The 11,503-nt window shown below is 65.7% G+C and carries 8 protein-coding genes; 7 read left to right on the plus strand and 1 reads right to left on the minus strand.

Going from position 1 to position 11,503, the window contains the following annotated elements:
• Positions 1–56: 56 nt before the first annotated feature.
• From ACFPPB_RS14320 to ACFPPB_RS14340, 5 genes are all read left to right on the plus strand, one after another.
• Positions 57–1,118, plus strand: coding sequence for a HEAT repeat domain-containing protein (locus ACFPPB_RS14320; protein ID WP_377328234.1), 1,062 nt, complete (start codon positions 57–59; stop codon positions 1,116–1,118).
• Positions 1,115–2,626, plus strand: coding sequence for a glycosyltransferase family 2 protein (locus tag ACFPPB_RS14325; protein WP_377328236.1), 1,512 nt, complete (start codon positions 1,115–1,117; stop codon positions 2,624–2,626). The genes ACFPPB_RS14320 and ACFPPB_RS14325 overlap by 4 nt, the downstream gene beginning before the upstream one ends.
• Before the next feature lie 65 nt (positions 2,627–2,691).
• Entirely contained in the window at positions 2,692–3,915 is a 1,224-nt protein-coding gene (locus ACFPPB_RS14330) for a YaiO family outer membrane beta-barrel protein (protein WP_377328238.1), read from the plus strand.
• Complete coding sequence (locus tag ACFPPB_RS14335) at positions 3,915–6,308, plus strand: LTA synthase family protein (RefSeq protein ID WP_377328240.1); 2,394 nt, start codon at positions 3,915–3,917, stop codon at positions 6,306–6,308. Before ACFPPB_RS14330 ends, ACFPPB_RS14335 begins: the two co-directional genes overlap by 1 nt.
• On the plus strand, positions 6,305–7,240 hold the full coding sequence (locus ACFPPB_RS14340; protein WP_377328242.1) for a hypothetical protein: 936 nt from the start codon (positions 6,305–6,307) through the stop codon (positions 7,238–7,240). Before ACFPPB_RS14335 ends, ACFPPB_RS14340 begins: the two co-directional genes overlap by 4 nt.
• Before the next feature lie 135 nt (positions 7,241–7,375).
• Here ACFPPB_RS14340 and ACFPPB_RS14345 read toward each other — a convergent pair whose 3' ends face one another.
• The gene (locus ACFPPB_RS14345) at positions 7,376–8,416 is read right to left on the minus strand and encodes a LysR family transcriptional regulator (RefSeq protein WP_377328244.1); all 1,041 of its coding nucleotides are present in this window, start codon (positions 8,414–8,416) and stop codon (positions 7,376–7,378) included.
• A gap of 122 nt (positions 8,417–8,538) precedes the next feature.
• Between ACFPPB_RS14345 and aceB the strand changes: the two genes are divergently transcribed.
• Positions 8,539–10,155 (plus strand): malate synthase A, encoded by a 1,617-nt coding sequence (gene aceB / locus ACFPPB_RS14350; RefSeq protein WP_377328246.1) that lies wholly within the window; start codon positions 8,539–8,541, stop codon positions 10,153–10,155.
• 46 nt (positions 10,156–10,201) lie between these two features.
• Positions 10,202–11,497, plus strand: coding sequence for an isocitrate lyase (gene aceA / locus ACFPPB_RS14355; RefSeq protein WP_377328248.1), 1,296 nt, complete (start codon positions 10,202–10,204; stop codon positions 11,495–11,497).
• The last annotated feature ends 6 nt before the right edge of the window (positions 11,498–11,503 follow it).

Below are 11,503 nucleotides of genomic sequence, written 5' to 3' on the forward strand. Positions count from 1 at the left end.
CATGCACTAAACGTGAACTGAGCACGTGCCGTAAAGGCAAAAACTAAGGGGCTGTGATGGAAATTCCTGTCAATGGAGCGGTGCTGCTGACCGTGGCGTACTGGGTGGCGGTGCTCACCTTGTTGCTCGCCTTCAGTTTGTTGACGGTCATCGTTTTCCTGCGCGCGCGTTCGCAAAGGCGCGAACTGCGCGACAAGCGCGCGCAGCAGCACTGGTTGCAGGTGATGCGACACGTGCTGGCGGGGGAAGAGGCGCAGGCACGTCCCGTGGGACGCGATGAAGTCGCCGGCTTCATCGAAGCCTGGAACGCAACCCACGAATCGCTATCCCCGCCAGACTCGGCACGATTGTTGCCGCTGGGGCATCGCGTGGGGCTGGTGGACGCGGCGCGTCACATGCTGCGAGGCAGCTACCACGACCGCGCGATGGCCATCATCGCGCTCGGACACCTGCGCGATCACAGCACGTTCGACGAACTGGTGCCGTTCCTCAACGACCATAGCCCCATCGTGTCGCTGTGCGCCGCGCACGCGCTGGGGCAGGTGGATCCGCCCCAGGCGATGGCGATGTTCGTGCCGATGATTCTGGAACGCGACGACTGGATGCCGGGCAACGTGGCGCACATCCTGGCCCGAAACGGGGATGGCAGCGCGGTGCGCGAGCTAGACAGCGCGCTGCTGCGCGCCAACACCAGCACGATGGTGAAACTGGTGCGATTCATGGCAGACATCGATCCCGGACATGCCGCTGGGGTGATCCGGCAACTTCTGGACAGCTCGGTCGACGACCATGCCGTCTCGGTCTGCCTGCAACTGGTCAGCGACAAGCAGGATCGCGAGCGGGTGGCAGGCTTCCTCGGCGCACCGCGCTGGCACGTGCGCATGCATGCGGCATCGGCGCTGGGCCGCATCGGCGAAGCAGCCGACGCTCGGCGCCTCGAGCCGTTGCTGGCCGACCGGGTGTGGTGGGTGCGCTATCGGGCCGCGCAGGCGCTGCTGGCGCTGCCGGGCATTGGGACGGCCGCGCTGCGCCAGGTGCAGCAACGGCAGAGCGATGCCTACGGCAGGGACATCATCGACCAGGTGCTTTCCGAGCACGACATGGGAATCGCAGCATGAACACTCACTGGAATGTGATCGTGGCCAGTCTCCGGCACGGGCCCTGGGACCATGCGCTGGTGTCGATGCAATGGATCTTCATGATCTATTTCGTGGCGATCAATCTGGCCTACCTGATCCTCAACTACATCTCCGCCTACCAGATCGTGCGCTACATGCGCGAATACCGGGCCAACTACCTGCCGCCCGGTCTGCGTGAATATCAGCCCCCGGTAAGCATCGTGCTGCCGGCGCACAATGAGGTGAAGTCGGTGGTGGCCTCGGTGCACTCGCTGCTCAAGACCAACTACCCCGAGTTCGAGATCATCGTGGTCAACGATGGCTCCACCGACCGCACCCGCGAGGTGCTGATCGAGGCTTTCGGCCTGGTGAAGGTTCCCGAGGCCTATCGCGCCCGCCTGCAAACCGAGCACGTCAAGGGTGTCTACGCTTCGGCGCGATACCCGCGCGTGCACATGGTGGACAAGGCCCGGGGCGGCAAGTCCGATGCGATCAATGCCGGCATCAACTGCATGCGCTATCCGCTTTTTTGCGCGGTGGATGCCGACTGCATCCTGCAGCCGGAAAGCCTTTCGAGAGTGGTGCGCCCTTTCCTGGAGGATCGGCGCGTGGTGGCCAGCGGCGGCGTGGTGCGCGTGCTCAACGGCTGCACGGTCACCAACGGCATGATGTCCAAGGTGGGCCTGCCCAACCGCTGGCTGCCAAGCTTCCAGGTGATCGAGTACCTGCGCGCGTTCCTGTTCGGACGCATGGGCTGGTCGCCCATGAACGCGCTGCTGATCATCTCCGGCGCATTCGGCGTGTTCTACAAGGAACGGGTGATCGCCATCGGCGGCTATCGCGGCGATACGGTGGGCGAGGACATGGATCTGGTGGTCCGTCTGCACCACAACCTGCGCGAGGAGAAGCGCGACTATCGCATCGTGTTCGTGCCGGACCCGGTGTGCTGGACCGAGGTGCCGACGGACGTGGCCTCGTTGGGCCACCAGCGCGTGCGATGGCAACGCGGACTGGCCGAAAGCCTGTGGTCGAACATCGGCCTGATGTTGAACCGCCGCGGCGGCGCGCCAGGCTGGGTGGCATTCCCGTTCATGCTGGTGTTCGAGTTCCTCGGCCCCATCATCGAGGTGGTCGGCTATGTCTCGATGATCGTGCTGGCGCTGGCCGGATTGGTGCCGCTGAAGATATTCCTGATTTTCCTGGCGGCGGCGGTAGGCATGGGCGTGCTGCTTTCGGTCAACGCGATGCTGCTGGAAGAGCTGTCCTTCGGACTGTACGCACGGCCGTCGCAGCAATTGCGCCTGTTCGCGGTTGCGGTGCTGGAAAACTTCGGCTACCGGCAAATGAATTCCTGCTGGCGCTTCTACGGCACCTTGCTCTGGTTGCTCGGACTGCGCAAACACCATCGATGGGGCCATATCAGTCGCGATGGTTCGTGGCAGCACGACCTGCCCGGAAACGTGGCGATGCCGATCGAGCAACCCGCCGACGGGAGCAGCCATCCATGAGATGCAGGAATCCGTCCGCGGCCAAGCCATGGCATCCATCCCGCACGTTCGACGTCCGGTGGCCCTTGTTGCTGGCACTGACGGCGGTTTCGCCCTGCCTGATGGCGCAGACCGCCGCGCCCGACGCATTGACGGCACAGATGGCGCAGATACGCCAGCTCGCCACCGGCGGTCAGAAGCAGTTGGCCATCCAGCGCTACACGGCCCTGCTGGCCGAGCACCCCGGCAACGGCGATCTGCTGCTGGCGCGTGGCCGCACCTACGCCTGGGACGGGCAATACGCCGCGGCCGAAAGTGACCTGCACGCGGTGGTGCAGCAGAGTCCGGATTACGCCGATGCGTGGTCGGCGCTCGGCGATGTCTATCGCTGGAGCCGCCGTCCGCAACAGGCGGCCGATGCCTATTCGCACTGGGTGAAACTGGCACCCCGGGATCCAGCAGCGTATATCGCGCGTGGTCGTGCCTGGCGCGACATGGGAGCCCCCGCCGCCGCCCGCGCCGATTTCGATGCCGCCGCGGCGCTGGGGGCGAACCCCGCCGAAATACGCAGCTTGCGGCAAAGCCTGTTGCCGCGAACGGACGGCCTCGGCAACGGATACGACTGGGGCGCCAGCCTCAGCTGGGACCACACCGGCTTCACCGGCGGGCAGCAAGGCTGGAACGACGTCGACCTGTCGCTGCGCCGTTACTTCAGCCGGGGCTCGCTGGCGCTGGAGCTGCTGCGTTCCGATCACTTCGGCACCGACGACAATGCCTGGGCACTGGATGGCTACGTGCCGCTGTGGTCGCGCGCCTACGCCAACCTGCGCTACCAGCAAGGCCCCAGCTCCGGCATCCTGCCGCAGCAGGAATGGCGCGCGGAGGTGTTCCAGGGCGTGGGCCGCGGCTGGGAATTGTCGGCCAGCATCGATCATCTGCGTTTCTCCAGCGACACCCAGTTCTATGGTGCCGGCGTGGGTCGCTACTGGGGCGACTGGTACGCGCGCTACAAGCTGCAATACGTGCCTGGTGCGGGTTCCGGCAGCTGGAGCAACCGCTTCCTGCTGCGCAACTACTACCGTGGCGATGCCTACGACTACCTGGAGCTGAGCCTCGGCAACGGCCGCAGCACCGACCTGAATCGCTACGGCACCCAGGTATTCAACAATCACGCCGCCATCGGAGTCGCCTGGAGCCACTACCTGTCGCCGCGCTGGGGCTTCAAGGTAAGCGCCGGCTATGGCGAGGGCAGCGACGTAGCCGGCGTCAACGAACAGATCCTCTCGCTGACCTTGTACTCGCTGTGGTGATGGCACCGTCGCCGGCCTCCGCGCGTGGCGGCAACTTCTGGTCACGCTTTTCCGTCGCATTCCCGGCATTGTTGCTGGCGCAGTTCGCGCTGGTGGCGTGCGCGGTCGTCAATGGCGTCGCCGATGTCGCCTGGGACGGCAGCCAGAAATGGGCCATCGCCGGCATCGCACTCGTGCAGGCAGCGCTGGTGGTGCTGCGTGCGGTGCCGATTCTGCTGCTGTTGTCGCTTCCTCTGCTGGCCTTGCGGCAGGAACGGCTGCGCAGCGTGGCATTGGCCGCGCTGTGGTCGCTGTTCATCGTGGTGCAGACCGGGCTCGACCAGTACTTCCAGGTGGCGCACGTGCCGCTGGGAGCGGACCTGTTCGGCTACAGCATGACGGAAATCCGCACCACCTTGTCCGGCGGCACGCCGCTCGATCCGCGCAGCGTGCTGGCCTACGCCCTGCCGTTGCTGCTGCTTTGGGGCGGCCTGTACCTGTGCGCGCGCCGATGGGCTGCTGGTTCCTTGCGCTGGACGAGCCTGCTGCTGATCGCCGGCCTGCTGGCATGGTTGCCGTCGCTGCCGACGGGTGCGCAGGCGCTGAAGGACGATGCGGCGCGCGACCTGGCCAGCAACAAACTCGCGTGGTTCTGCGCCGATGTCCGGCGCTGGTCGAACAGCGGCGCCGCCGCGGCAGCCGCGCCAGGCCAGGCGGCAGCGGCCACCGCCCGCGCCGGCGAGCCGCCGCTGGACCCGCGATTCCCGTTCCTGCACCCGGAGCAGACGCCGGATACGCTCGGTCCCTACTTCTCGCCCACCTCCGACGGCCACCCGCCCAACCTGGTGATGATCGTGGTCGAGGGGCTGGGGCGCTCGTTCTCCGGTCCGCAGGCATCGCTGGGAAGCTTCACGCCCTTCCTCGACGAGCTGGCGACGCGCAGCCTGTACTTCGACAACTTCCTCTCCAACCAGGGCCGCACCTTCGGCGTGCTGCCCAGCCTGTTCAACTCGGCGCCGTTCGCCAGGGAGGGCTTCACCTCGCTGGGTGCGCGCATGCCGCGGAGCCCGGGCCTGTTCAGCCTGCTGGAGCAGCAGGGCTACCACACCGCGTTCTACAACGGCACCGACACCGGCTTCGACGACGAACGCGAGTTCATGCAGCTGCAGGGCGTGCAGCACCTGGTGGACAGAAAGAGCTTCGGCCCCGGCTATCAGCTCAACCCCTTCAGCGAATGGGGCTACCCGGACAAGGAGCTGGTGTCGCGCGTGCTGGCCGACAACGCACAACTGCAGACCCCGTTCCTGCTGGCGATGCAGACCATCTCCATGCACACCGCCTACAAGTTCCCTGGCCAGGACGCCTATCTCGTGCGCTTCGAACAACGCCTGCGCGAACTGCGCATCCCCGACGATCAGCTCGCCGCTTATCGGGCCAACGCCGACATCTACAGCACCATCCTCTACACCGACGACGAATTGCGCCGTTATTTCGATACGGTGGCGAAGCAGCCGTGGTACGCCAGCACCATCTTCGTGATCACCGGCGACCATCGCCTGCCGGAGATCCCGATGGGCGAGCACATCGACCGCTACCACGTGCCGCTGATCATCTTCTCACCGCTGCTCAAGCAGGGCCGGCACGTACGCGCCGTGTCCTCCCAGCTGGACGTCGCGCCATCGCTGCTGGCGCTGCTGGCGCATACCTACGGGCTGAAACGGCCGGCGCAGACGCCGTGGCTGGGCACCGGCCTGGACCTTGACGACAGCTTCCGCAACATCCATCAACTGCCCTTGCAGCAGACCAAGACCAGCGCACCGGATTACCTGGCCGGCCGCTGGTGGCTGCACAACGGGCAACTGTTCGAACTGCAGGACGGCATGCACCTCATCCCGGTCGACGATGCCGCCACGCTCGGCTGGGCGACCGGCCGCCAGCGGCGCTACGAACAGGCCAATGCGATCTTCATGCAAAATCTGGCACTGACTCCCGATGGGGCGACGCCGAAACTGGTGGCCTACCAGACCGTCGCGCAAAAGCTGCAGCCGACCGGCAACGCGCCGGTCGTGCATGGCCTGTCGACGGAATCGACCGAGGTGACGCTGGCCGGCCATGGTGTGCAGCTGACGGTAAGCTTCGACAATGGCGATGCGCAACCAAGCCGTGCGTTCGTGCCGCTGGCCGTGCTGACCGCCGAGGACGGTCGCGAACTCCAGGAAACCTCGGGCGTAGCCCTGCGGCTTCCCGCGAACGAACATCAGCAGGTGCAATTGACCCTGCAGCGTCCCGATGCCTGCAGCAGTCGCTGCTACGTATCGGTGTTCCCATCCGATCCGCAAACCGGCAAAGCCATCGGGCAAGGGCGATACCACATACCGGTGGATGGCAACACTACAGCCAGAGGCGCGCCATGAACCGCTTCTCCCATCGGTGCCTGCTGCTTCTGCTGTGCATGTTGCCGATCAGCGCGACGGGCCAGGTCGGTCGTGCCGTCTGGACCTGGGAAGCCGACTCCTACGCCATGGTCAAGGATCCGGCCGTCGCACGGGAAGCGGTGACCTACCTGCGGTCGCAGCGCATCGATACCGTGTACCTCTACGCCGATGCATACCAGGGCCACAACCTGATCGTCGAGCATCCCGAGCTGTACCGCGCCTTTGTCGAGCGGCTGCATCGGCGGCACATGAAGGTGTACGCGCTGCTCGGTTCGGCCTACCTGCACACCGAGAAATACGTGCTTCCCGCCTATCGCGAACAGGCCGAGGACATGCTCCGCCGGGTGGTGCAGTACAACGCCGCCGCACCCGCCGCGGCGCGCTTCGACGGTGCGAACCTGGACATCGAGCCGCACATCCTCGACGAGTGGAATGACAGCACCCGCGAGCGCCTGCTCGCCGATTTCCTGGACATGGGCGACGCGCTGATGAAGATCAAGCGCAGATACCACGCCACCCTGGCCGTGGGACCTGCCATTCCTTTCTGGCTGGACGGCATCGATCTGGAATGGAAAGGCGTCAGGCGCCCGGTGAGCGAGCACGTCATCGGCCTGTTCGACTACGTCGCCTTGATGGACTACCGCAACAAGGCCGAAGGCAGCGACAGCATCCTTTCGCACGCCGCCGGCGAGATCACTTACGCCGACCGCGCCGGCAAGAAGGTGGTGATCGGTCTCGAGGTTTCGCCCGACGAGCCGGAGAAGGTCACGTTCGACAAGGCGGGGCCGAAGGTGTTCGAGCGGGCCTTGGGCACCGTGGAACAGGCATTTCACGACGATCCGTCGTTCGCCGGCTTCGCCATCCATCATTACCGCAGCTACCGGAACTGGATCGAGCGGAATCGGAACTGATACCGAGCAGCAAGCAATAAGACGGTGCCGCCTCGTTCGCTGCGGGACCGTTCGCCAGGCTGAGCGGAGGCCTCGACGATGTTTCGGGACGAGGGCACTTCGGCACATTGGCCCTCCTGCCGACGCGGCCTCCGCTCAGCGCGCCGAATGGCCCGATTCGTCGTAGTCGCGATGGGTCAGCAGGCCGGGGCGGATCAGATCGATGAAGGCGCGCGCCTCGGCGCTGAGGAACTTGCCCTTGCGCATGACCACGCCGTAGCTGCGCTGCGGGAAGAACTGTTTCATGTTGCGCACGGCCAGACGGTCGTGGTCGGCCGCAGTGATGCAGATGCCGGTGACGATGGAGATGCCCATGCCCATCGCCACGTACTCCTTGATCACGTCCCAGCCGCCCACTTCGATCGCCACGTGGTACGGCACCTGGCGCTGCTGGAATACCAGGTCGACCAGCCGGTAGGTGGACAGACGCTGCGGCGGCAGGATCAACCCGTACGGCGACAAGTCCTCCAGCGTGATCTTTGCCTTCGCCGCCAGCGGATGATCCGGCGGCATGATCAGCATCGGGTCGTAGTGATGCACCGGCGCCCAGGCGATGTCGTTCGGCACGTCCAGCATCGAGCCCACGGCGAAGTCGGCCTCGTCCGCGCGCAGCAAGGCCATGCCGTCCTTGCCGGTGACGTTGGCCAGTTGCAGTTGCACCGCGGGAAACAGCTCGCGATAGCGGCGCACCAGTTCGGGCAGCAGGTACTGGATGGTCGAGGCACCGGCGGCGATGGTCAGACGGCCGCCCTGCAGCCCTTTCACCCTGGCCTGGAAATCCCGATCCAGCGTGTCCCAGCCCTCGACCAGCGGCCGCGCCAGTTCGTACAGCGCCTCGCCGGCATCGGTGAGGTTGATGCGGCGGCGCCTGCGTTCGAGCAGAGTCACGCCGAGTTCCCGCTCCAGCGCCTGCAACTGCAGGCTGATGGTGGGTTGCGACACGAACAGCGCCTCGGCGGCGCGGGTCAGCGTGCCCAGTTTCACCACGCTGACAAACGCGCGCAGCTGCTTGTGGCGGTTGCCCTTGTAGTAGTAGCGGCCGCCGCTTTCCGGCGCCGGCTGGCCGCCGACGCGGTCTTTTGCTGCGTTGCGGCGTATTTTTTTCGGCTTGTTCAGCGCGCTGGCAGGCTTTTTCATGGTGATTTTTCAATGAGTTGAAGTATGTATTACATATGCTCATAGTAACGATTGAAACATTCACTTTGTCAAATATATGATTCGTGACTAGCTTCGAGCCATCCACGACACGGAGCGAGCTCATGGCAGTCCCGCAAGAACGATTCGATATCGGCGCTGTTGAAATCCATGCCGGTCACACCGGCTACGAAAGCATCCTGAGCCCCGCGGCACTGGGCTTTCTGGCCCAGTTGCATCGCCGCTTCGACGCCACCCGGCGGCTCCTGCTGCGAGCCCGGCGCGAGCGCCAGGCGGGCTATGACGCCGGCGGCCTGCCGGATTTCCGCGCCGACACGCTGGCGATCCGCGAGTCGGACTGGACCGTGGCGCCGATCCCGGCCGCGCTGCAGGACCGTCGCGTCGAGATCACCGGCCCGGTCGAACGCAAGATGATCATCAACGCGTTGAACTCCGGCGCGAAGGTGTTCATGGCCGACTTCGAGGATTCCTCGGCGCCCACCTTCGCCAACCAGCTCGACGGCCAGGTCAACCTGCGCGACGCGGTGAACGGCACGATCGAGTACCGCTCGCCCGAGGGCAAAAGCTATCGCCTCAACGACAAGCCGGCGGTGCTGGTGGTGCGTCCGCGCGGCTGGCACCTGCACGACAAGCACTTCAGCGTGGACGGCGAGCCGATGGCCGGTGCGCTGGTCGACTTCGGGCTGTTCGTGCTGCACAACGCCCGCGCGCTGCACAGCCGCCAGCGCGGGCCGTACTTTTACCTGCCCAAGCTCGAGGCGATGGAAGAAGCCGCACTGTGGGACCAGGTGATGGCTGCCGCGGAGGATGAGCTGCAGCTGCCGGTGGGCACGATGAAGGCTACCGTGCTGATCGAGACGCTGCCGGCCGCGTTCCAGATGCACGAGATCCTGCACGCGTTGCGCTGCCGCGCGGTCGGACTCAACTGCGGCCGCTGGGATTACATTTTTTCCTATCTGAAAACTCTGCGTGGCCATCGCGACCGGCTGCTGCCCGAGCGCGGCCAGGTGCAGATGACCGCGCCGTTCCTGAAAGCCTATTCGGAGCTGCTGATCCAGACCTGTCATCGCCGCGGCGCTTTCGCGATGGGTGGCATGGCCGCGCAGATTCCGATCAAGGGCGATGACGCGGCCAACGATGCCGCGCTGGCCAAGGTGCGTGCCGACAAGCTGCGCGAGGTGCAGGCCGGCCACGACGGCACCTGGGTTGCGCACCCAGCGCTGGTACCCGTCGCGCAGGAAATCTTCGACCAGTACATGCCGGCGCCGAACCAGCTCAGCGTGCTGCGCAAGGACGTCGAGGTGACTCGCGACCTATTGCTCGCCGCGCCCAGCGGCACGATCAGCCGCGCCGGCTTCGACAACAACGTCGAGGTCTGCCTGCGCTACACCGCCGCGTGGCTGGACGGTCTGGGTTGCGTGCCCATCCACCATCTGATGGAAGACGCCGCCACCGCCGAGATCGCCCGCGCGCAACTGTGGCAATGGCTGCATCACGCCGATGCGGCGGCCGATGGAGCGCCTCTCGAGTTCTCCGATCACGCGCCGATCGACTTCGCCTTGTTCGACCATGCGGTAGCCACGCACACCCACCGCCTGCGCGACAGCCAGCATCCGGGTGCCGCCCGCGCGGACGCCGCTGCCGCCCTGCTCACGGCGATGACCCACGCCGACCGGTTGGGCGACTTCCTCACCCTGCCCGCCTACGACCAGCTCGCCTGATACCGCTCGATCCCGAGTTATCGACTTTCGCTTACGGAGTCACGCCATGAAGACCACCTCGCCCAGCGCCGAACAGATCACCCTGGACTGGAACAACAATCCCCGCTGGACCGGCGTCCAGCGCAATTACTCGGCCGAGGACGTGGTCCGCCTGCGCGGCACCGTCGCGGTCGAACACTCGCTGGCCCGCCGCGGCGCCGAGCGGCTGTGGAAATCGCTGCACAAGGAAGACTTCGTCAATGCGCTCGGCGCGCTCACCGGCAACCAGGCGATGCAGCAGGTCAAGGCCGGCCTGCAGGCGATCTATCTGAGCGGCTGGCAGGTTGCCGCGGACGCCAACGTGGCCGGCGAGATGTACCCCGACCAGTCGCTGTACCCGGCCAACTCGGTGCCGCTGGTGGTCAAGCGCATCAACAACACCTTGCTGCGCGCCGACCAGCTGCATCACGCCGAAGGCAAGGACGACATGGACTGGCTGGTGCCGATCGTGGCCGATGCCGAGGCCGGTTTCGGCGGGGTGCTCAACGCGTTCGAGCTGATGAAGGCGATGATCGAGGCGGGCGCCGCCGGCGTGCACTTCGAGGACCAGCTGGCCTCGGTCAAGAAGTGCGGCCACATGGGCGGCAAGGTGCTGGTGCCGACCCGCGAGGCGGTCGACAAGTTGAACGCCGCGCGCCTGGCCGCCGACGTCGCTGGCGTGCCGACCCTGCTGATCGCGCGCACCGATGCCGATGCCGCCGACCTGCTCACCTCCGACGTCGACGACAACGACAAGCCGTTCGTCACCGGCGAACGTACCGTCGAAGGTTTCTATCGCGTCCGCCCGGGCCTGGACCAGGCGATCAGCCGCGGCCTCGCCTACGCGCCTTACGCCGACCTGATCTGGTGCGAGACCAGCAAGCCGAACCTGGAGGACGCGCGCAAGTTCGCCGAGGCGATCCACGCGAAGTTTCCGTGCAAGCTGCTGGCCTACAACTGCTCGCCCAGCTTCAACTGGAAGAAGAACCTGGACGACGCCACCATCGCCCAGTTCCAGAAGGAGCTGGGCGCGATGGGCTACAAGTTCCAGTTCATCACGCTGGCCGGCTTCCACAGCCTCAACTACGGCATGTTCGACCTGGCGCATGGCTACGCACGCCGCCAGATGACCGCCTTCGTGGAGCTGCAGGAAAAGGAATTCGCCGCCGCCGAACGCGGCTTCACCGCGGTGAAGCACCAGCGCGAAGTCGGTACCGGCTACTTCGACGCCGTGACCCAGGCGATCCAGCAAGGCCAGTCATCGACCACCGCGCTGACCGGCTCGACCGAGGAAGCGCAGTTCAAGCATGCCTCCGCGGCGTAATGGTGG

The sequence above is a fragment of the Rhodanobacter terrae genome (assembly GCF_042657005.1).
In the GTDB taxonomy this organism is placed as follows: Bacteria; Pseudomonadota; Gammaproteobacteria; order Xanthomonadales; family Rhodanobacteraceae; genus Rhodanobacter; species Rhodanobacter terrae.